20 protein-coding genes are annotated in these 20,465 nt (G+C 49.7%); 18 read left to right on the forward strand and 2 right to left on the reverse strand.

The window, feature by feature from the left end:
- Positions 1-251: 251 nt before the first annotated feature.
- The 16 genes from ACR6Z4_RS21275 to ACR6Z4_RS21350 all read left to right on the forward strand — a co-directional run bounded on the left by ACR6Z4_RS21275 (position 252) and on the right by ACR6Z4_RS21350 (position 18,337).
- A complete protein-coding gene (locus tag ACR6Z4_RS21275; RefSeq protein WP_479719355.1) occupies positions 252-2,456 on the forward strand; it encodes an ATP-binding protein in 2,205 nt (734 codons plus the stop codon).
- Positions 2,457-2,672: 216 nt separating this feature from the next.
- Positions 2,673-3,224 carry a bidirectional hydrogenase complex protein HoxE gene (hoxE, locus tag ACR6Z4_RS21280; protein WP_479719328.1) on the forward strand — a complete coding sequence of 184 codons (552 nt, stop codon included), beginning with the start codon at positions 2,673-2,675 and terminating at the stop codon, positions 3,222-3,224.
- Between the two features lie 21 nt (positions 3,225-3,245).
- Positions 3,246-4,871: a NuoF family protein gene (locus tag ACR6Z4_RS21285; RefSeq protein ID WP_479719329.1), complete on the forward strand. Its 1,626-nt coding sequence runs from the start codon at positions 3,246-3,248 to the stop codon at positions 4,869-4,871.
- A 146-nt stretch (positions 4,872-5,017) separates the two neighbouring features.
- Positions 5,018-5,734, forward strand: a complete 717-nt coding sequence (gene hoxU / locus ACR6Z4_RS21290) for a bidirectional hydrogenase complex protein HoxU (RefSeq protein ID WP_479719330.1) — start codon at positions 5,018-5,020, stop codon at positions 5,732-5,734.
- A complete protein-coding gene (locus tag ACR6Z4_RS21295) occupies positions 5,722-6,270 on the forward strand; it encodes an NADH-quinone oxidoreductase subunit B family protein (protein ID WP_479719331.1) in 549 nt (182 codons plus the stop codon). Before hoxU ends, ACR6Z4_RS21295 begins: the two co-directional genes overlap by 13 nt.
- Positions 6,271-6,331: 61 nt before the next feature.
- Positions 6,332-7,759 (forward strand): Ni/Fe hydrogenase subunit alpha, encoded by a 1,428-nt coding sequence (locus ACR6Z4_RS21300; protein ID WP_479719332.1) that lies wholly within the window; start codon positions 6,332-6,334, stop codon positions 7,757-7,759.
- Between the two features lie 52 nt (positions 7,760-7,811).
- Complete coding sequence (locus tag ACR6Z4_RS21305; protein WP_479719333.1) at positions 7,812-8,093, forward strand: (2Fe-2S) ferredoxin domain-containing protein; 282 nt, start codon at positions 7,812-7,814, stop codon at positions 8,091-8,093.
- Positions 8,094-8,518: 425 nt separating this feature from the next.
- Positions 8,519-9,025, forward strand: a complete 507-nt coding sequence (locus tag ACR6Z4_RS21310) for a PAS domain-containing protein (RefSeq protein WP_479719334.1) — start codon at positions 8,519-8,521, stop codon at positions 9,023-9,025.
- A gap of 24 nt (positions 9,026-9,049) precedes the next feature.
- Entirely contained in the window at positions 9,050-10,228 is a 1,179-nt protein-coding gene (locus ACR6Z4_RS21315) for a SpoIIE family protein phosphatase (protein ID WP_479719335.1), read from the forward strand.
- Positions 10,215-10,727, forward strand: a complete 513-nt coding sequence (locus ACR6Z4_RS21320) for a hydrogenase maturation protease (protein WP_479719336.1) — start codon at positions 10,215-10,217, stop codon at positions 10,725-10,727. The genes ACR6Z4_RS21315 and ACR6Z4_RS21320 overlap by 14 nt, the downstream gene beginning before the upstream one ends.
- Positions 10,728-10,755: 28 nt before the next feature.
- The gene (locus ACR6Z4_RS21325; RefSeq protein WP_479719337.1) at positions 10,756-11,022 is read left to right on the forward strand and encodes a CP12 domain-containing protein; all 267 of its coding nucleotides are present in this window, start codon (positions 10,756-10,758) and stop codon (positions 11,020-11,022) included.
- Positions 11,023-11,061: 39 nt separating this feature from the next.
- Positions 11,062-11,403: a hydrogenase maturation nickel metallochaperone HypA gene (gene hypA / locus ACR6Z4_RS21330; RefSeq protein ID WP_479719338.1), complete on the forward strand. Its 342-nt coding sequence runs from the start codon at positions 11,062-11,064 to the stop codon at positions 11,401-11,403.
- A gap of 1 nt (position 11,404) precedes the next feature.
- Positions 11,405-12,337, forward strand: coding sequence for a hydrogenase nickel incorporation protein HypB (gene hypB, locus ACR6Z4_RS21335; protein ID WP_479719339.1), 933 nt, complete (start codon positions 11,405-11,407; stop codon positions 12,335-12,337).
- Positions 12,338-12,697: 360 nt separating this feature from the next.
- Positions 12,698-15,619: a cation-translocating P-type ATPase gene (locus ACR6Z4_RS21340; RefSeq protein ID WP_479719340.1), complete on the forward strand. Its 2,922-nt coding sequence runs from the start codon at positions 12,698-12,700 to the stop codon at positions 15,617-15,619.
- 48 nt (positions 15,620-15,667) lie between these two features.
- Positions 15,668-18,064, forward strand: a complete 2,397-nt coding sequence (hypF, locus tag ACR6Z4_RS21345; protein WP_479719341.1) for a carbamoyltransferase HypF — start codon at positions 15,668-15,670, stop codon at positions 18,062-18,064.
- An 18-nt stretch (positions 18,065-18,082) separates the two neighbouring features.
- A complete protein-coding gene (locus ACR6Z4_RS21350; protein WP_479719342.1) occupies positions 18,083-18,337 on the forward strand; it encodes a HypC/HybG/HupF family hydrogenase formation chaperone in 255 nt (84 codons plus the stop codon).
- Between the two features lie 157 nt (positions 18,338-18,494).
- Here the strand turns inward: ACR6Z4_RS21350 and ACR6Z4_RS21355 are convergent, their stop codons facing one another.
- On the reverse strand, positions 18,495-18,947 hold the full coding sequence (locus tag ACR6Z4_RS21355) for a BON domain-containing protein (protein WP_479719343.1): 453 nt from the start codon (positions 18,945-18,947) through the stop codon (positions 18,495-18,497).
- A 68-nt stretch (positions 18,948-19,015) separates the two neighbouring features.
- The gene (locus ACR6Z4_RS21360) at positions 19,016-19,651 is read right to left on the reverse strand and encodes a general stress protein (RefSeq protein ID WP_479719344.1); all 636 of its coding nucleotides are present in this window, start codon (positions 19,649-19,651) and stop codon (positions 19,016-19,018) included.
- Positions 19,652-19,991: 340 nt separating this feature from the next.
- Here ACR6Z4_RS21360 and ACR6Z4_RS21365 point away from each other — a divergent pair, with 340 nt between their 5' ends.
- Positions 19,992-20,201 (forward strand): type II toxin-antitoxin system HicB family antitoxin, encoded by a 210-nt coding sequence (locus tag ACR6Z4_RS21365; RefSeq protein WP_479719345.1) that lies wholly within the window; start codon positions 19,992-19,994, stop codon positions 20,199-20,201.
- Positions 20,194-20,424: a type II toxin-antitoxin system HicA family toxin gene (locus ACR6Z4_RS21370; protein WP_479719346.1), complete on the forward strand. Its 231-nt coding sequence runs from the start codon at positions 20,194-20,196 to the stop codon at positions 20,422-20,424. The genes ACR6Z4_RS21365 and ACR6Z4_RS21370 overlap by 8 nt, the downstream gene beginning before the upstream one ends.
- The last annotated feature ends 41 nt before the right edge of the window (positions 20,425-20,465 follow it).

The following is a 20,465-nucleotide window of genomic DNA, read 5'->3' on the forward strand; positions in this document are numbered from 1 at the left end:
ACTGCCTGCATCCTGCGGTATAACTCCCATAAGACTTAGAGATCTGCTATGGCAACCGTCGAGACGGTTAAATCAGGAGGTTGTGTGAGAACCCGCGTGGAGCGCGGGTTCTCACACAACCCTTGTCCTCCGCAGTTTTTTTTGGGAAAGTGCGGCGTCGCCGAGATTCCAAAGCTTTCTCGACCGTTAGTCGCATAGATATCGGGGGAATTGTAGAAACAGTGAGATATCGATAACCTTCTGTTCCCATGATGAACCTCCGACAGTTCCTTAAAGCTAAAGCGTTGCCATTACAGATCGTTCTCGTAATTCCCTTTGTCCTCCAAATCTTTGGAGCTGTTGGTTTAGTCGGTTATTTGTCTTTTAAGAATGGACAGAGAGCTGTCAATGTTCTGGCAGACCAGCTGATCGATCGCACCAGTGATGTGGTCAACGAACACTTGAAATCCTATCTCGCTGTCCCTCAAACTCTGAACCAGATCAATGCAGATGCGATTCGGAGAGGCATATTGGATGTCCGCGATCGCGAAATGGTGGGCAAATATTTCTGGGATCAAATGCAGGCTTATGATTTGACTTACATCGGGATTGGGCTGACCACGGGTGAGGGAATTGGTGCTGCTCGCTATGACGGCAAAACAATCACCATCGACGACTGGACTGCCACTCTACCCAACAATGTCATTACCTATGGCACTGATGACCAGGGCAACCGAACTCAAATCGATGCGCGCTGGGATTATGTAAATTCTAAGGAACCCTGGTATACCCAACCAATTGCAGCGGATCATCCGATTTGGGCAAAAACTATCACCGGAAATTATCCCACAGGCCCTTACATTGCGGCTTCTGCTAGCCGTCCCATCTATGATGCGCAAAACCGCCTGCTAGGCATGATTGCCATTGATATTCATTTGCTAAAACTGAGCGATTTCCTCCGCAATTTGGATATTAATCAGTCTGGGCAGGTGTTTATTGTGACTCGCGATGGCACGTTGATTGCCAATTCGGGGACAGAAGATCCGTTTGCTTTGGTCGATAACAAAGTTGAGCAATTACCGGCGATCGCTAGCCCCAATGTGATTGTCCAATCCATTGCCAAGCACATTCAAACGACCAAGGGATTCCAGACCATCACTAAAGATACAGACTTTCAGATCGAGATCCAAGGAGAACAATACTTTGTCGATGTCATGCCCTGGCAAGATGAGTATGGGTTGGACTGGCTCATGGTCGTGAGTGTGCCGGAAAACACCTTTATGGCACAAATTAATGCCAATACCCGCACTACGGTCGCACTCTGCTTTGGTGCCTTGGCTGTTGCCTCGGTTATGGGCTTGTTTACGGCGCGTTGGATTTCCCGCCCCATTCTTCGGCTTAACCAAGCCAGCGAAACGATGGCATCTGGCAAACTCGATCAAACGGTAGGAGCCAGCAGCATTCGGGAACTAAATACCCTTTCCCATTCGTTCAACCATATGGCAGGTCGGCTGAGCGAAGTATTTGCGGAGTTAGAACAGAGCAAGGCAGAGTTGGAAAATCGCGTCGAAGATCGCACGGTTGAACTCAAAACAACCTTAGCCGAATTGCAACGAACCCAATCTCAAGTCATTCAAAGCGAAAAGATGTCGAGTTTGGGGCAACTCGTTGCCGGTGTTGCCCATGAAATTAATAATCCAGTCAACTTCATTCACGGCAACCTGAATCATGTGCAGGAATACACCGAAGATTTATTGAAATTCGTGCAGTTATATCAGCAGCACAGCCCTAACCCTGCGCCTGAAATTCAAATAGCTGCGGAAGAGATCGATTTGCAGTTTTTGCAGGACGATTTGCCGAAAATGTTGGCTTCAATGAAACTCGGAACCGATCGCATTCGCCAAATTATTTTATCGTTGCGAAATTTCTCTCGCATGGATGAAGCTGAATATAAAGCTGTCAATATTCACGATGGCATAGACAGCACCCTGCTAATTTTGCAACACCGCATTAAAGCCAAATCTGATCGACCAGAAATTGCCATCATCAAAGACTATGGGGTACTCCCCTGCGTCGAATGCTATGCGGGGCAGCTCAACCAGGTATTTATGAATATCTTGGTAAATTCGATCGATGCCATCGAAGAGAACACCGCTAAGCATACGTATCAAGACCTGAAAGACCATCCCGGTTGCATTCAGATCCGCACCTCTGTTGTGGATGACGCCTGGGTAGAAGTGTCGATCGCCGATAATGGCGGCGGTATTCCTCAAGCCGTTCAACAACGAATCTTCGATCCGTTCTTCACAACCAAACCCCTTGGAAAGGGCACAGGCATGGGCATGTCGATCAGCTATCAGATTGTCACCGAGAAACATAGCGGCAAACTACAGTGCTTCTCAACCTCTGGAGAAGGAACCGAATTCATGATTCAGATTCCGCTGCGGCAACCAACCCGTGTAGCAGAATTTCGCTAACCATCCTAAATAAGTCGCAAGCCCTTTGAAATTGCTATAGCGATGCAAACAAATATTAAGTGAGTTGCATTTTTGTTAGCAACCGCTACGTTTTGCAGCAGTCTGTCTGAGTCCTCACAACATCCTCAAGATTAGCCCCTATGGTTAAAAACAAGTGAGTAGCTCCTTGGGTTTGACCTGCCGCTGCTCATTGCGTTACTGAGGAAAAACAATACTATGCCTTCATCGGTTCAACCTGCTGCCGATCTCGCAGGCGCACCTCCCAAAAATGCGAAGAAATCTGGTTCTGCCGATGGTTATGCCAGTTGCGATCGCCGCTTCAAATCGCTGGATATGACCATGAAACGGCACCAGTACAAGTCCGATGCTTTGATTGAAGTGCTCCACAAGGCGCAGGAATCATTCGGGTATTTAGAAGAAGATGTTTTGATTTACATTGCCAGAGGGCTGAAATTGCCGCTGAGCAGGGTTTATGGCGTCGCCACGTTTTATCATTTATTTTCTTTAAAGCCGAGTGGTGCCCATACCTGCGTCGTTTGTCTGGGAACCGCTTGCTATGTCAAGGGCAGTGATAAATTGATCACGGCTTTAGAAGCAGATTTAGGGATCCAGGTGGGTGAGACCACAGCCGATGGGCAGGTATCGCTCGCGGCTGCCCGTTGTTTGGGTGCATGTGGCATTGCTCCGGCAATGGTGGTCGATGGGGTCGTGAGTGGCAAACAAACGCCAGAATCGGCTCTAGATAAGGTTCGAGCTTGGCAATCGTAGTCAAACAAGCAAGGATAACCCATGGATATTATTGAACTACATGAGATTGCTGAACAACAGCGCGATCGCCACAAACCGACTCGCGTCCGATGTTGTACGGCAGCCGGGTGTCAGTCCTCTGGTTCGACCGCCGTCAAACATGCCTTAGATGCAGCGGTGCAAAGTGCTGGGCTAGAAACCGAGGTCGAAGTGTGCAGTGTTGGCTGTATGAAATTTTGTGGGCGGGGTCCCTTGGTGGAAGTTGATCCCAATGGCACGCTGTATGAACAGGTGACGCCCGAAGATGCCCCTTCGATTATTGCGGCACTGCAAGGGGGTAAAGCCACAGCAATTCAGGGCGATCGCAATCATCCCTTCTTTACTCGCCAACTGCCGATTGTGTTGGAAAACAGCGGCAAAATCGACCCAGAACACATTGAGGAATATATTGAAGTCGGTGGCTACGAACAGCTTTACCACGTCCTGACGGAAATGACGCCGCTGGAAGTGGTCGATGAGGTCAGCAAGAGCGGGTTGCGCGGACGCGGTGGCGGTGGCTATCCCACGGGATTAAAGTGGGCAACCGTGGCTAAAATGCCAGGAGATCAAAAGTACGTCGTTTGTAACGCGGATGAAGGTGATCCGGGTGCCTTTATGGATCGCAGCGTGTTGGAAAGCGATCCCCATCGTGTGCTAGAAGGAATGGCGATCGCTGGATATGCGATCGGAGCCAACCACGGATTTATCTATGTGCGGGCTGAATATCCTCTGGCAATCAAACATTTGCAGAAAGCAATTCAACAAGCGAAGAAGTATGGCTTATTGGGCAGTCAGATTTTTGATACTGCCTTTGACTTCAAAATTGATATTCGCATCGGTGCAGGGGCATTTGTCTGCGGTGAAGAAACGGCGTTGATTCAGTCCATTCAAGGCGGACGGGGCAATCCGCGTCCACGCCCGCCCTATCCGGCAGAATCAGGTTTGTGGGGTTGCCCGACGCTAATCAATAATGTCGAAACCTACGCCAACATCACCCCCATCATTCGTCGGGGTGGAGACTGGTACGCCAGCATTGGCACCGAAAAGAGCAAGGGCACGAAAGTCTTTGCGTTAACCGGAAAGGTGAATAACGCGGGTTTGATTGAAGTGCCGATGGGTACTACTATTCGCCAAATTGTTGAAGAAATGGGCGGGGGTGGCTCGGAAGGGGCAACAGTCAAAGCGGTGCAAACCGGAGGACCATCGGGCGGCTGTGTTCCAGCAGACTTGTTTGATACACCCGTGGAATATGAATCATTGCAAAAGCTCGGCACCATCATGGGTTCAGGTGGCATGATTGTCATGGATCACGAAACCAGCATGGTTGAAATTGCCCGCTTTTATATGGAATTTTGTCGGGGAGAAACCTGTGGCAAATGTGTGCCCTGCCGCACAGGTACCGTGCAACTCTATGCCTTGCTGACCAAGTTGATTAACAAACAAGCTACGGCAAGCGATTTGGAACGGTTGGAAGCGTTGTCCTATATGGTCAAAGAAACCAGTCTGTGTGGCTTAGGGCAAACGGCTCCCAATCCGGTTCTCAGTACCCTCCAGTATTTCAAACAAGAATATCTGGATCTCCTGCAACCCCTGGAGTATGGCAATGGCAACGGCAAAAGCTCCGGGTAGCGACGTAATGAATCGCGTCTTCATGGAATTAGGTAGAGACGCCATTCATTGCGTCTCTACGACGGGGACTTGGAAAACGTAGAGATTTAGAGGGTTGAACCCGCCTGTCGAGAGAGTTAAGGGAAGCGTTTCAAAAAGAGGAATCTATGTCTGTTAAAACGCTCAAAATTGATGGCATTGATATAGCGATCGAGGAAGGGGCAACGGTTCTGCAAGCAGCCAAAGAAGCTGGTGTGACGATTCCTACCTTGTGTCACCTGGATGGTGTGTCTGATGTGGGTGCCTGTCGCCTGTGTTTGGTCGAAATCCAGGGCAGTAATAAGCTATCCCCCGCTTGTGTAACACAGGTAGCAGAAGGGATGGAGGTGCACACACAAACACCCAAGCTGCAAGCCTATCGCCGTATGACGGTGGAATTGTTATTTGCGGAAGGCAATCATGTTTGCTCGGTCTGTGTTGCCAATGGGAATTGTGAATTGCAAGATGTCGCGATTCAAGTCGGCATGGATCATACCCGCTTCCCGTATCGCTTCCCAGAGCGCAAGGTGGATGTCTCTCATGCTTTGTTTGGCATCGATCACAACCGTTGTATTCTCTGTACACGCTGTGTCAGGGTTTGCGATGAGATTGAAGGTGCCCATGTCTGGGATATTGCCCAACGGGGAGCGGCGTGCTACATCGTATCGGGCTTAAACCAACCCTGGGGTGATGTCGATGCCTGTACCTCCTGTGGCAAATGTGTGGATGCCTGCCCGACGGGTGCGATTTTCCATCAGGGCACAACCACCGGCGAGAAGCAGCGCGATCGCGACAAGCTAGAGTTTTTAGTCACCGCACGGGAGAAGAAAGAATGGACAAGATAAGGTTTGCCACCGTTTGGTTGGCAGGGTGCTCTGGCTGTCATATGTCATTTCTTGACCTGGACGAATGGCTGATTGATCTGGCAAAGCATGTTGATGTGGTCTACAGTCCCGTGGCATCTGATCTGAAAGACTATCCCGAAAATGTCGATGTCTGTCTGGTGGAAGGGGCGATCGCCAACGAAGAAAATTTAGAACTGGCACACAAAGTTCGCAAAAATACCAAATTGGTGATTTCCTTTGGCGATTGCGCGGTTACGGCTAATGTTCCTGCGATGCGCAACCTGCAAGGCAAAGCCGATGGCGTCTTAAAACGTGCCTATTTAGAATTAGCCGATGTCGGACAACAACTACCATACGAACCGGGAATTGTTCCAGAACTGGTCGCCCGCGTCATGCCGTTACATGAAGTGATCCCGGTCGATATTTATATGCCGGGATGTCCTCCCCCTGCCGATCGCATCAAAGCCACAATCGAACCCTTACTGCGGGGCGAAATGCCCCAGATGGAAGGGCGCGACATGATCAAATTTGGGTAATAGCTGACAGCTAATAGCTAACAGCTAACAGCTAACCGCTAATCGCTAATAGAGAAGAACTATGTCCAAGACTATTGTGATTGATCCCGTCACCCGGATTGAGGGACACGCCAAAATTTCGATTTTTCTCGATGATGCGGGTGAAGTGAACGATGCCCGATTTCATGTGGTGGAATATCGGGGGTTTGAGAAATTTTGTGAAGGCAGACCCTTTACTGAAATGGCAGGGATTACAGCTCGCATTTGCGGTATCTGCCCCGTTAGCCACTTGCTTGCCTCGGCTAAAACAGGCGACAAAATTCTGGCTGTCAAAATTCCACCGGCTGCCGATAAATTGCGGCGATTGATGAATCTGGGACAACTGACCCAATCTCATGCGCTATCGTTTTTTCACCTCAGCAGTCCCGATTTTTTGCTGGGCTGGGATAGTGATCCGGCAAAACGCAATGTTTTTGGGTTGATTGACGCCAATCCTGATCTGGCACGGGCAGGCATTCGCCTGCGGCAATTTGGTCAGACTGTGATTGAGCTATTAGGTGCCCGGAAGATTCATGCGGCTTGGACAGTTCCGGGGGGTGTGCGATCGCCCCTTTCAGAAGAAGGGCGTACCTGGATTCGTGAGCGTTTACCGGAATCATTTGAGACGACCCAACTGGCGATCGGGCTGTTCAAAACCATGCTCGATGGCATATTGAAGGATGAGGTTGGCATTTTTGGCGAATTTCCGTCGCTGTTTATGGGGTTGGTCGGCAATGATGGCGCGTGGGAACATTACGATGGGCACTTGCGTTTTACCGATAGCCAGGGCAAGATTGTTGCTGATCATCTATCTGAAGATGATTATCAGGACTTTTTAGGGGAAGCTGTTGAACCCTGGTCGTATCTCAAATTCCCGTATTACAGACCGCTGGGTTATCCCGATGGCATCTATCGAGTGGGACCCCTGGCCCGTTTGAATGTATGCAGTCATGTGGGTACAGCCGCTGCCGATCGAGAATTGCAAGAATTGCGCGATCGCGCTGGTGGTGTCCCCACATCCTCTTTCCTCTACCACTATGCCCGGTTGATTGAAATCCTGGCGTGTCTGGAGAAAATTCAGCAATTGATGGACGATCCAGATATCACCTCGCCACGGGTGCGCGCTCATGGAGGTGTCAACCAACTTAATGCGGTCGGTGTCAGTGAAGCCCCGCGTGGTACTCTGTTCCACCATTACCAGGTAGACGAACATGGGCTGATTCAAAAGGTCAACCTGATCATTGCCACGGGGCAAAACAACCTGGCAATGAACAAAACCGTTACCCAAATTGCCAAACAGTACATTCATAGCAACGAGATTCCAGAAGGTTTACTCAATCGCGTAGAAGCCGGAATTCGCTGCTTTGATCCCTGTCTCTCTTGCTCCACCCATGCTGCCGGACAGATGCCTCTGCATGTGCAACTGATTGCAGCTGATGGGGCAGTGTTAGACGAAGTATATCGAGATTGAACGACGAGAGAGGCGATCGCCTCTCTTTTGCGTTTGCCAAGGAGAACCCCCGATGACTAAAGAAAATTTGTTTCTCTGTATGGGTTCCGCCTGCCATCAACTGGGCGTTTATGATGTGTTGCCCAAAGTTCAAGCGTTATTGCGATCGCATCAACTTGAAGACAGTGTCACCCTCAAAGGTTCCTTTTGCCTGGAAATGTGCAGTTCCGGGATCACCATGAAATTCCGTGACCACCATTTCACCAACATCAGCCCTCAAAACATTGAAGCGACCTTTGAACACGACATCTTACCTGCCATTCAAGCGATCACCATGCTCAATGACGTGGCGTAGGGATTGAATCGTGTCGCCGTGTTTACACCATTCTCATCCCTGATCTCCGGATGAGGTGAGGGCTTAGCATTCGGTCAATGATTGAATGGTCAGACCTAGAATGAATTGCCGAATGCTAAGCCCCTACATGGAATGCTAACTATGAATTCGGTCAATGATTGAATGGTTAGACCTAGAATAAATTGCCGAATGCTAAGCCCCTACATCGACTGCCAACTATGAATTCGGTCAATGATTGAATGGTCAGACCTAGAATGAATTGCCGAATGCTAAGCCCCTACATGGAATGCTAACTATGAATTCGGTCAATGATTGAATGGTTAGACCTAGAATAAATTGCCGAATGCTAAGCCCCGACATCGACTGCCAACCATGAACCTGTTCTGAAACATTCCATAACCTTTGATTCCTAATCCCTAACTGCCATGAGTCAAGAACAAACCCACCTCTGGAAATTGCTGTGGGATTATGACCCAAACGGCTTGATCGTGGTTGATCCCGACCTGTATATCAAGCTGGTTAATCCGGCATTTTGTCGGATGTTTCAGGCAAAATCAGACGATCTTATCGGTCAACCGGCGGGAACCTTGCTTGAAGATGTTTCTGAATTTCAGACGGCATGGAAACAAAATAGCGTCATGCGCAGCAAATTGAAGGAATATCATTCCTATAATCTCTATGTCAATCAGGTAATTTTTCCGATTGAAGATGAAGGGTTGATTGCTTGCATTATGGTGGATATCAGCCATGAACTAGAGCAAAAGCGAGAGTTAGAACGGTTGAAACGAGAAACGATTCAAAATGTTAATCAAGTCGTAGATAACCAGATGAAAGTGGTTCAAGAAATTGCCGGGTTACTCGGAGAAACAACGGCTGAAACCAAAGTCAATTTGCTCAAAATTATCCAGCTTTTAGAACATAGTAGTTTCTAATCATTCAATCTTTTTTGACACACAATGTACTGCCCCGTCACCGTTGATAATTTTATTGATATTTACGACTCTAGCCTGAATAAAAAGGGCGAAGAATTGTGTGGGGATCAGGTTAAATATCACAAAACTGATAAGAAGGTGACGATCGTTTTATCGGATGGTTTAGGCAGTGGAGTTAAAGCCAATATCCTGGCAACCTTGACAACCGAAATCTTGCTAACGATGTTAGATGCAGATATTCCGTTAGAAGAAGTTTTAAAAACGATTATTGCAACTTTACCTATTTGTCAGGTTCGAAAAATTGCCTATTCCACATTCACTATTATTCAAGTGAACTGTGAGACCAATCAATTTACGGTCATTGATTTTGATAACCCACCGCCATTTTATTTTCGCAAAGGCAAGCGCGTTGACCTCAAAACTCGGACTGAACATATTCTCGATCGCCAAATCAAAATTGCTGAAGGGACTCTGGATCGAGGTGATTTTTTAGGGGCAGTTAGCGACGGTGTGTTATACGCAGGTATGGGTGTCACCCTGAATTTTGGCTGGGGATGGGATAATATTGCCGACTATATTGAAGCAACCTTACTTCAGCGATCGCACACTGCCAGAACCCTGGTTCGAGACGTGATTAAAAAGACCTATTCCCTTTATCAAGGGGAAGTTGGTGATGATGCTACGTTTGTAGGACTTTATGTTAGAAAACGGAATCCGTTAATTATCTTTACAGGACCGCCATTAGAGCGAGACAAAGATGAAGTTTATATTGAGAGGATTTTGAACTTTAAAGGGCGCAAAGTCATCTGTGGCGGGACGACGGGCAATATTGTAGCTAATCATTTGGGTGAGACAATAGAGATGGATCTTTCCACCATTCGGAAAGATCTTCCTCCCATTGGTTCTCTAAGTTATATCGACTTAGTAACCGAAGGAATTCTCACCATTTCAAAAGCAACCGAGTATGTCAAAAATTGTGATTGCGATTTAAGTCGATTACCGTTTGACCATAACGGTGCTTATCTCCTAGCCAGAGAGATGTTGCAAGCTGATTCCATCCTATTTCTAGTGGGTCAAAGTATTAATGAGTTCTACCAAAATCCTCTCCTCCCCAAAAATATTTCGATCCGCAGAAGTTTGATTGAAGGACTCGTACAATTTCTCAGAAGTAAACAAAAAGAGGTGTTGATTGAATACTGTTAACGCGATCGCCACCCCCTATCTGATCATTGGCTATGGCAATACCCTGCGTAGCGATGACGGAGCCGGATACCATATTGCAGCCGTGGTAGAAAGCTGGAATTTGGCTCAGGTGCGATCGCTGGCTGTACACCAACTCACGCCCGATTTAGCAGAGGCGATCGCCCAGTCTGAGATCGTCATTTTTGTCGATGCGGCAACCACAGTTGCTGAACTCGCGATCGAATCCTTGCCCGCCCATGCTGCCGAAAGTTTCACCGGGCACTATGCCAGTCCCGGTTCCCTACTGCGTTTAACAGAAGCGCTCTATCAACGCAGCCCCAATGCTTACCAAATTTTGATCCCAGCCGTTGATTTTGAGTTCGGGGAAGTCTTCTCACCAGTCACCCAGACAGCGGTCACGCTTGCCTTAACCAAACTTAAGCAATGGCTGAATTCTCCTGCATCTCCCGGTGAATACTATGAATGGGAGAGGTCTATCACCGCTTCATGTTCACATTGACCCTCATGTTGATTAAGGAAGGTTTGTTATGAAAACGATCGAGTCTTTCTCGTCTAATTCTTTTTCTGATGTTACGTCTCTCGATGATCGGATTCAAGCGGCGATCGCGGAAGCCCGTGCTACTTCTAAAACCTATGGTGCGACTTCTACCAAAGCGGCTGTTGCCTGGGATATTGTCGAAGAGTTAGAAGCCGAAGCTGCCCATCAACGCGCCAATAAAGCAGAACATACAGCGTTGACTGACTACTGTGATGAGTTTCCCGATGCGCTAGAAGCTCGCATGTACGACGTATAGCGCAACGAGCGAATTCACACATTAAGCAGTCATAGTCTTATGCACGAAGTTGGCATCATGCAAAACACTCTGGAGATCGCTCTGGCGTATGCTCAGCGTCAGGGTGCAACCCAAATTCATCAGATGACGTTACGAATTGGTCAGTTATCGGGAGTGGAGCCAGAGGCGCTCTCCTTTGCGTTTGATGTCGTCGTCCAGGGAACGATCGCCGACCGGGCACACCTTGTGATCGATCGGCTCCCTGCCATTTGCCATTGTCCCGATTGTCAGCAAGATTTTCAGCCCATCGATTGGATAGACGAGTGTCCGATCTGCCATCGGCTATGTACCGATTTGCGTCAGGGCAAAGAACTCGAACTCGCCTCAATGGAGGTTTCTTGATATGTGCCAGGATTGCGGCTGTAGCAATGTTTCGGAGGTGGGCATCCACGGGGAGGGGTCATCTCTCCAGGCTCACCCTCACCCCCATTCGCATCATCATGTCCATCCCCATGCTCATGGAGCCCACCCCCATGAGCATGACGCACACTCTCAGGATGCTTCGGCGCACCGTCACGACCTGACACCCGCCACTGACGACCACTCAGCCTCAGTCAATGGTCATACTGTCGTGAATTCCAAAACAATTGACATTCATACGGCACTCCTGTCGAAAAACGATCGCATTGCGGAGCGTAACCGGGGCTATCTTCAGGCAAAACGATTGCTGGTATTGAATCTGCTGTCGTCACCCGGATCGGGCAAAACGGCGTTGTTAGAGCGCATGAGCCATGATCTGAGCGATCGCACGTCTGACGTAGAGGCGCGATCGCTGAAGCTGGGTGTGATCGTGGGTGATCTGGAAACGGACAATGATGCTCAACGGCTCCGTCAGGCTGGCGCACCTGCAATCCAAATCACTACGGGTCATGCCTGTCATCTGGAAGCGGATATGATTGCTCGGGCAATGAACCAACTGGATCTGGATGACCTTGATCTACTGGTGATCGAGAATGTCGGCAATCTCGTCTGTCCGGCAGCGTATGATTTAGGGGAAACTCTGCGGGTCGTGCTGCTATCCGTCACCGAAGGAGAAGACAAGCCGCTGAAATATCCGACGATGTTTAAAACTGCCCATGTGGTTATCCTGACTAAAATCGATATTGCCGATGCGGTGGGGTTTAATCGCGACCTGGCGATCGCCAACATCCAACGGGTTGCGCCTCAAGCCCAGATTTTCGAGATCTCTGCGCGGGGTGGCGATAACCTTGAGCTTTGGTATCGCTATTTGATCAATGCCTTTGATGCGGCGTTTACGTCTCCTTTAGCAAAATAATCTTCATGCCTTAATCCTTGCTCTTAGTCAATCCTATCCCCCTTCGTAGGGTGTGTGAGGCGCTAGCCGTAACGCACCGCAAGTATTTCATTGGCATGCAAGTTCTTAATATAGCGGTACGCATTAGGGTTAGGACGGGGTGCAGGGGTGAAACCCCTGCGTGGGGGCACCGCCCCCACCCCCCTAATGTCTTAACTAAATTGCGTAGAGCCATATCAGACTTCAATGTCAGACGTCAGGGGGATCGAAGCAGAACTTTTAAGCTGTATCAGAATTCCACTCATAGCTTCAATCCTTCAACCAGGGGACTAAGGGGGTGAGGGCAAAAGCCATCTACCTAGACAGGATCGGTCATGCCGTATGCAGAATCATCAGCCAATTTGGATGCTTACGCCAGAGGATGTTTACGCTAACTTAGACACCTCCAGTCAAGGCTTGACGCAGTCGGAAGCAGAGTTGCGATTGCAACGCTATGGTGCCAATGAGTTGCCCGAACCGCCCCAACGCCCCCTCTGGCTACGGTTTGTTGATCAGCTCACCCATTTTATGGCGTTGTTATTGTGGGTGGCTGGGATTCTGGCATTTATCTCAAATACGCCGCAGTTGGGTTGGGCGATTTGGGCAGTGATTTGGATTAATGCAGGCTTTAGTTTTTGGCAAGAATATCAAGCAGAGCAAGCACTGGCAGCTTTAAAGAAAGTGTTGCCAATGCAAATCAAAGTCTATCGAGATGGTGAACTAACCCTGATTCCAGCGCGAGAATTGGTGCGCGGAGATGTGGTGCAACTGGAGGAAGGCGATCGCATTTCTGCGGATGCCCGTCTGATTTCGGCAGAAAGTCTATACATCGATCTGTCAGTGATGACCGGGGAATCGTTGCCCGTTGCTCGAAACCCGCATCCGGTTCGACCGCGTAAAGTGGCGGCGGTGCGTGCCGGACAACCCCTGCCCCATGCCGGTGAACAGCCGATGCAAGAACGAGTACACCCGTCAGAATTGGCAAATCTGGTACTGGCTGGAGCCAGTGTGTCTGCTGGGCGGGGTGTGGCGGTGGTCTATGCAACGGGGGCACAAACAGAATTTGGGCATGTGGCGCACCTGACAACGATGGTCAAACGCGAACCCAGTACGCTGGAGGTGCAGATCAGCCATATCGTCCGGGTGATTACGGCGATCGCGGTGGGTATGGGGATTCTTGTCTTTCTGCTGACCTTGTTGCTAGTGGGCATGGAGGTTAAAGAAAGCTTTGTGTTTGCCATTGGCATTATCGTCGCGTTGGTGCCTGAAGGCTTGTTGCCCACCGTGACGCTTTCTCTGGCATTGGGAGTGCAGCGGATGGCACGTCGGAATGCCCTGGTGCGTCGGCTTTCGGCAGTGGAAACCCTGAGTGCGACGACGGTGATCTGTACGGATAAAACGGGAACGCTGACCAAAAATGAAATGACGGTTCGCAATCTCTGGGTGCCCGGTCAACTTCATCCCACTAATCTTCTATCTACAGCGATCGAGGTCACCGGGGCAGGCTATGATCCCAACGCCGGGGAGGTGCAGATCCCGAAGACATTAGACGCGCCCTGGCAGGTCGAACTGTTGCTGGCTGGGGCGGCGCTCTGTTCCAATGCACGTCTGGTGCATCTGACGGGCCCGAGTCGTTGGCAAGAGATTGGTGACCCGACCGAAGCCGCTTTACTGGTAGCCGCAATCAAAGCCGGATTACAGCCTGAAACCTTACAAAAACAAGCGCCTCGGGTTCGAGAAGTGCCGTTTGATTCCCGTCGCCGGATGATGACGGTGGTATTGGATTGGCATCTGTCGAAGCTGTGGGCAAATGAACATCGCTATCTCAGTTTCACCAAAGGCGCGCCTTTAGAAGTATTGCGTCATTGCCAATTTATGTTGCGGAATGGTCAGATTCAAGACCTCACCGATGCTGACTATGCCGAAGTCACTGCTGCCAATGATGCTCTGGCAGAACAGGGCTATCGGGTGCTGGGTTTGGCGGCGCGGAAGGGCGAAGCAGATATGATCGATCAGCGATCGCAAGAACTAGAGCATCACCTCACCTTCATTGGATTGGCGGCAATGTTTGACCCGCCGCGCCCAGAAGTGCCAGAGGCGATCGCCCAGTGTCATCAAGCTGGTATTGCGGTGACGATGGTGACAGGTGACTATGGTTTAACCGCAGAGGCGATCGCCCGTCGCATCGGGCTAGTTCAAGACAAAGCCCGTGTTGTGACTGGCGAAGGCATGGGACACCTATCGGATGCTCAGTTGCGGCAGATTGTAAAATATCGTTCGGGGCTAGTGTTTGCCCGCATGTCACCCGAACATAAGCTGCGGTTGGTGCAGGCATACAAAGATGTGGGTCACGTGGTCGCCGTCACAGGCGATGGCGTTAATGATGCCCCAGCCCTGCGCGCCGCCAATATTGGGATTGCCATGGGGTTGAACGGTACTGATGTAGCCCGCGAATCTGCGGATATTGTATTGCTCGATGATAACTTCGCGACGATTGTGGCGGCGGTCGAGCAGGGGCGAGCCGTTTACCAAAACATTCGCAAATTTATCACCTACATTCTGGTTTCGAATGTGCCAGAGGTGGTTCCCTTTTTAGCCATGGTTGCTCTAAAAATTCCGCCAGCTCTGGTGATTATGCAAATTCTAGCGGTCGATTTAGGCACAGATATGTTGCCGGCTCTGGGATTGGGGGCAGAACGGGCGGAAGCGGGCACCATGCTACAACCTCCCCGTGCTAAAAATAAACCACTCCTGGATGGGTTTCTGCTGCTCCGCGCCTACGGTTTTTTGGGCGTGATTGAAGGTGCCTTGAGTATGGCGGCGTTTTTCCTGGTGTGGAAAAGTTATGGGTATGGACTCGCGGAATTGCAAGCTGTCAGTCCTGAGATTTTGGCGCACACTGCTGATGCTGCCACAATGGCAATTTATGTCCAGGCAACAACCCTGACTCTAGCGGCGATCGTCGCAGGTCAGACCGGGAATGTTTTTGCTTGTCGCACTGAACGAAACTCGATCTTGCGCCTGGGATTCTTGAGCAATCGTATGATCTGGATCGGCATTGCCGCAGAATGGCTCCTGATGTGGGCGATTATTACTATTCCCCCGTTGAGAATGATTTTCTTTACTGCACCGTTGCCCCCCTGGCAATGGTTAGTTTTGCTGTTGTGTCCCCCCATCTTGTTAATTGCCGAAGAGCTTCGCAAGCGTGCCTTCCACCATTGGCAGATGCCTAAAGGCTGGAAGCTGACCCATAGAGTGCAGTAGTTGCTGTTATAACTCGATTGTCCTAACATTTTTTAACGCCTTCCTCCCATGACGATCGCCAACTCACTGATTCAATGCTTGTATCTGACGGTTCAGGGAACGGTTCAGGGAGTAGGGTTTCGTCCGTTTGTCTATGGGCTGGCGATGGAATTGGGACTCAAAGGATGGGTGACTAATACCAGTCAGGGGGTGGCGATCGCCATTGAAGGCGATCCCCTCCAACTTGATACTTTCATACAGCAATTGCAGCATGATAAACCACCCCATTGCACGATTCACCATCTCGACGTGCGATCGCAATCCCCACAAGGCTTTGAGCAGTTTGAAATTCATACTTCAACCCCGGATTTAACCCACTCTAAATCGGCAGTGATTCTGCCGGATCTGGCAACCTGTCCCGCCTGTCTGAAAGAATTGTTGGATCCAGGCGATCGCCGCTATCGCTATCCCTTTACCAACTGTACCCATTGCGGACCCCGCTTCAGCATTTTGCGATCGCTGCCTTACGATCGCCCCAACACCACCATGCGGCACTTTCCTATGTGCCCTGTGTGTCAAGCCGAATATACCAATCCCTTAGATCGACGCTTCCATGCTCAACCGAATGCCTGTCCTTATTGCGGTCCTCATGTAGAACTGTGGAATCAGCAGGGTGAAGTGTTATCAACCCATGATCAAGCATTGAGCCAAACAGCGGATGCCATTCGTCAGGGACACGTAGTGGCTATCAAGGGGTTGGGAGGCTTTCATCTGGTGGTAGATGCCCGCAATCCATCAGCCGTGCAAACCTTACGTCAGCGCAAACACCGACCTGACAAACCGCTTGCGGTCATGTTTGCATCTTTAGCGCAGATTCAACACTATTGCCAGGTGTCTGAATCAGAATCATCCGTGCTGAGTGCAGCCGAAGCCCCGATTGTTTTAGTGGCTCGTCGTTCCGATAATTTAGGTGGAGAAGCGATCGCTCCTGCTGTTGCACCCAATAATCCTTATTTGGCAGCCATGCTGCCCTACACCCCATTACACCATTTGTTGCTGGCAGACTTGGGTTTTCCGATTGTAGCGACCAGCGGCAACCGTTCTAGCGAACCGATGTGTATCGATGAACGGCAAGCCCTGCAAGACTTGGGCGGAATTGCTGATATCTTTCTGGTTCACAACCGTCCGATTGCCCGTCCGGTCGATGATTCGATTGTCCGGGTCATTCAAGATCAACCCGTTGTCTTACGTCGTGCCAGAGGGTATGCCCCGCTACCTGTTTTTATTTCCCATGAGCCGCGATCGCCCTCTGCCAGCATCTTGGCTGTCGGTGCCCATCTGAAAAACACCATTGCTCTATCGGTGCAACAGCAAATGATTGCGAGCCAGCATCTAGGCGATCTAGACAATCCCCAAACATTAGAACGATTCCAGAATGCTGTGGATCAATTGCTCACGCTGTATGAAACACAACCTGAAGCGATCGCCTGTGATGCTCATCCAGATTATGTTTCTAGCCAATTTGCCCGAACTTTTTCGATTCACTGTGAGACAGATCCAGCGGCGATATTACCCATTCAACACCACTATGCCCATGTTTTGTCTTGCATGGCAGATAACCAGCTTCAACCCCCCGTTTTGGGCATCGCCTGGGATGGTACGGGCTATGGATTAGATGGCACAATTTGGGGCGGAGAATTTCTGTTAATTCCAGAGCGACCTTCAACCCCCGCCGGATTTGAACGAGTTGCCCATCTCCGTCCCTTCCCGTTGCCGGGTGGCGAACAAGCGGTCAAAGAGCCTCGTCGTACCGCTCTAGGGGTATTGTATGCATGTTGGGGTGAAGCGTTGTTTGAACGTAATGATGTAGCCCTGCTTCAAGCCTTTTCCAGGACAGAGAGAAGTATGCTAAAAACCATGCTCAATCAGGGGTTGAATGCCCCTTTGACGTCTAGTGTGGGACGTTTGTTTGATGCGATCGCCGCTCTGCTGAATCTCTGCCATCGGGCTAGCTTTGAAGGGCAAGCCGCCATGCAACTGGAGTTTGCCATACCCCCCAATCCCAGTGATGACTGTTATCCTTATATCCTGTGTGATGCAACGTCATCGAATCAGAAATCTGAGGTTGTTTCTCCGCCCATGATTCTGGACTATCAGCCTATGGTCATGGCGGTGTTAGACGACTTGCAAGCTGGTGAATCCACTACTCTGATAGCCACCAAGTTTCATAACACTTTAGTTGCGGCAATGGTGGCGATCGCTCAATCCATCCGCCTGCAATATCCTATGATTCAGCATATTGCGTTGACGGGGGGCTGTTTTCAAAATCGCTATTTACTGGAACGCAGTCTGAACAGCCTTCGTGCAGCTGGGTTTATTCCCGTCTTTCATCATCATCTACCCACCAACGATGGTGGTATTGCGATCGGACAAATTCTCGGCGCTCTGCGCCAACTCTATCCCTAACCTTGGAGATTAACCCTGATGTGTCTTGCTGTTCCCGGAAAAATCGTCAGTATCAGCCATGTCCCAGGCTATGAAAACGATAGTTTATGGCGGACTGGTAAAGTTAGCTTTGCTGGTGTGCAAAAAGAAGTTAGCCTTGCCTATCTCCCTGACGCCCAGGTAAATGATTATGTGATCGTGCATGTTGGCTTTGCCTTGAGTATTGTTGACCCCCAAGAAGCAGAGCAAACCTTAAATTATTTTGACTCTGATCCAGCGCGTGTCCATCCATAGCCGTACGTAATGCGATCGCAAACAAATAGGGTCTGCCGTTGTTACACAAACAGACCCTACCTATTAACGAGCGATCGCACTAATGGATGTCTCGTACGCTACGTGTTATGCCCCATTAACAACTAATCCAGCGTGATGTAATGGGTTGCCTGGCTTCCTATTGTGCAGGCGCAACAGTGGCTTGCACATCAACTGTTTGGACACCCTTAATCTCCATCGCTAATGATTCAATCTTATCCAGTTGCTCTTGGGTTGGCACTGTTCCAGCGACTGTCACAACGCCATCCTTGGCATCTACGGTAAGATTCCCGTCCGGGATGTTAGCTTCCAACTTGCTGCGGACTTCACTTTGTAGAGCTCCATCAGTCCGTATCTCATCGCCACCCGTGGCGTTATTGCGTTGCTCATTCGCACGGATATCTGAGTCTAGCTGTCTTTGACGTACGTCGCTTTGAGCATCATTTTGTGCGCTTTGAGCATCTTGCTCCGTCGGCACTTGACCATTCTGGTCTGTTGAATTAGGTGCATCAGCAGTAGTCCTGGCAGTGCTGCATGCTGATACAGCAGCCATTAGAACCCCACCTAGCAACCAAGGCATAATTCGATTCATCTTAAAAACCTCCAAAAACATGATTTAAGCGAACTCTGTGATGAGAGTGAGAATGAGTCCTTAGCACGCTAAATCAAAGAATCGTGACGAGCTGGGTTGAGAGGAGACGTGGTAGAATCAGCCCTTGCCTGAGTTGGAGCATCATAAATACCCCATTCTTGAATGCCCCGACGATTGAGGATCGCTTCAGCACGGTGAATTTCGTCATCTGAACCATCTACCATTACCATGTAGTCTCCAGCCGATACGCGATCGCTGTAGACCTTAGCCCGGTCTTCAGGGATGCCTAAGCCAACTAAGCCACCCAGCAACGTTCCGGCAGCAGCACCAATTACGCTACCCGAAATCGCGGTTGCTAATGCGGTTGCCGCTGCACCACCTAGCATAATGGGACCCACACCAGGGATCGCCAACACGCCCAAGCCGACCAGTAGACCCGTCAAGCCACCCAGTGTACCCCCGGTCGCTGCACCCACTTTGGCACCTTCATCTGCTTCGGTATCATGGGCTGCACGACGACCTGCATCGGAAACGCGATCGCCAGCGTTTGCACCTGCTAGAGTGCTATCACGGTCAATATCCCGACCCACGATTGAAACTTGATTCATCGAAAAGCCACTATCTTGGAGCTCACGCAGAGCCGTTTCAGCTGCCTGGTAGCTTGTGAATGTTCCAACTGCCCGCTTGTGATGTCCTAAAGCCATTGTTTCCTCCTACCACGCTGCAAGCATCAACACGTGCATTCGTGGATTGAATTTTGTAGTTCACGCTACTATTTTTGCGTGGGAGGACGGTGATTCTCATCGGCATCAAGAGGTAGAGTGAGTCAATCTTTATAGAGAGATCGAATGACTCAAGCTCTCTCTAAATGTTCATACGGATCTGCAATCATCAACCTCTCATTACAAGTTAATTCGACCCCTGCGATCGCCCTTTGTCGAAGCTGAGATGTGCGATCGCATTATGATAGAAGCGATAGAAGCTATACGTTCATAAAGATGAGCGTGCTATCTTGAGCATAGGAAAACCTTATTTGAATCAGCCATGAAAACGCGCATTCTTACAGTTATCCTTCACAAAGAAGATGATATGTATATTGCTGAATGCCCAGAAGTCGGCACCGTTGATCAGGGTGAAACAATTGAGCAGGCGATCGCTGGTCTAAAGGAGGCGACACGGCTTTACTTAGAAGAATTTCCTGTACCTGAAACGTCTCAGAGATTAGTCACAAGTATTGAGGTCAGCTATGCCTAAGTTGCCACGAATCTCAAGCAGAGATGCGATTCGGGCACTAGAGCGTTTAGGCTTCGAACAAGTGCGGCAAACGGGTAGCCACGTCGTGATGAAGAAAGCAGCTGTAGACGGCGGCAGCATTGGCTGCGTTGTTCCGATGCATCGAGAGTTGAAGATTGGAACACTGAGCAGCATTCTTAAGCAAGCACAAGTTACAGTGGAAGAATTCATTGAGAACCTATGAGGGCGATCGCCCTTTGTCGAGGCTGAGATGTGCGATCGCTC

This window comes from Calyptranema fuscum S582, assembly GCF_055793305.1.

Bases quoted from the DNA above. Each gene is read 5' to 3' on its own strand.
- ACR6Z4_RS21275 (WP_479719355.1), top strand. From the start codon at position 252: ATGAACCTCCGACAGTTCCTTAAAGCTAAAGCGTTGCCATTACAGATC.
- hoxE (WP_479719328.1), top strand. From the start codon at position 2,673: ATGCCTTCATCGGTTCAACCTGCTGCCGATCTCGCAGGCGCACCTCCC.
- ACR6Z4_RS21285 (WP_479719329.1), top strand. From the start codon at position 3,246: ATGGATATTATTGAACTACATGAGATTGCTGAACAACAGCGCGATCGC.
- hoxU (WP_479719330.1), top strand. From the start codon at position 5,018: ATGTCTGTTAAAACGCTCAAAATTGATGGCATTGATATAGCGATCGAG.
- ACR6Z4_RS21295 (WP_479719331.1), top strand. From the start codon at position 5,722: ATGGACAAGATAAGGTTTGCCACCGTTTGGTTGGCAGGGTGCTCTGGC.
- ACR6Z4_RS21300 (WP_479719332.1), top strand. From the start codon at position 6,332: ATGTCCAAGACTATTGTGATTGATCCCGTCACCCGGATTGAGGGACAC.
- ACR6Z4_RS21305 (WP_479719333.1), top strand. From the start codon at position 7,812: ATGACTAAAGAAAATTTGTTTCTCTGTATGGGTTCCGCCTGCCATCAA.
- ACR6Z4_RS21310 (WP_479719334.1), top strand. From the start codon at position 8,519: ATGAGTCAAGAACAAACCCACCTCTGGAAATTGCTGTGGGATTATGAC.
- ACR6Z4_RS21315 (WP_479719335.1), top strand. From the start codon at position 9,050: ATGTACTGCCCCGTCACCGTTGATAATTTTATTGATATTTACGACTCT.
- ACR6Z4_RS21325 (WP_479719337.1), top strand. From the start codon at position 10,756: ATGAAAACGATCGAGTCTTTCTCGTCTAATTCTTTTTCTGATGTTACG.
- hypA (WP_479719338.1), top strand. From the start codon at position 11,062: ATGCACGAAGTTGGCATCATGCAAAACACTCTGGAGATCGCTCTGGCG.
- hypB (WP_479719339.1), top strand. From the start codon at position 11,405: ATGTGCCAGGATTGCGGCTGTAGCAATGTTTCGGAGGTGGGCATCCAC.
- ACR6Z4_RS21340 (WP_479719340.1), top strand. From the start codon at position 12,698: ATGCAGAATCATCAGCCAATTTGGATGCTTACGCCAGAGGATGTTTAC.
- hypF (WP_479719341.1), top strand. From the start codon at position 15,668: ATGACGATCGCCAACTCACTGATTCAATGCTTGTATCTGACGGTTCAG.
- ACR6Z4_RS21350 (WP_479719342.1), top strand. From the start codon at position 18,083: ATGTGTCTTGCTGTTCCCGGAAAAATCGTCAGTATCAGCCATGTCCCA.
- ACR6Z4_RS21355 (WP_479719343.1), bottom strand. From the start codon at position 18,947: ATGAATCGAATTATGCCTTGGTTGCTAGGTGGGGTTCTAATGGCTGCT.
- ACR6Z4_RS21360 (WP_479719344.1), bottom strand. From the start codon at position 19,651: ATGGCTTTAGGACATCACAAGCGGGCAGTTGGAACATTCACAAGCTAC.
- ACR6Z4_RS21365 (WP_479719345.1), top strand. From the start codon at position 19,992: ATGAAAACGCGCATTCTTACAGTTATCCTTCACAAAGAAGATGATATG.
- ACR6Z4_RS21370 (WP_479719346.1), top strand. From the start codon at position 20,194: ATGCCTAAGTTGCCACGAATCTCAAGCAGAGATGCGATTCGGGCACTA.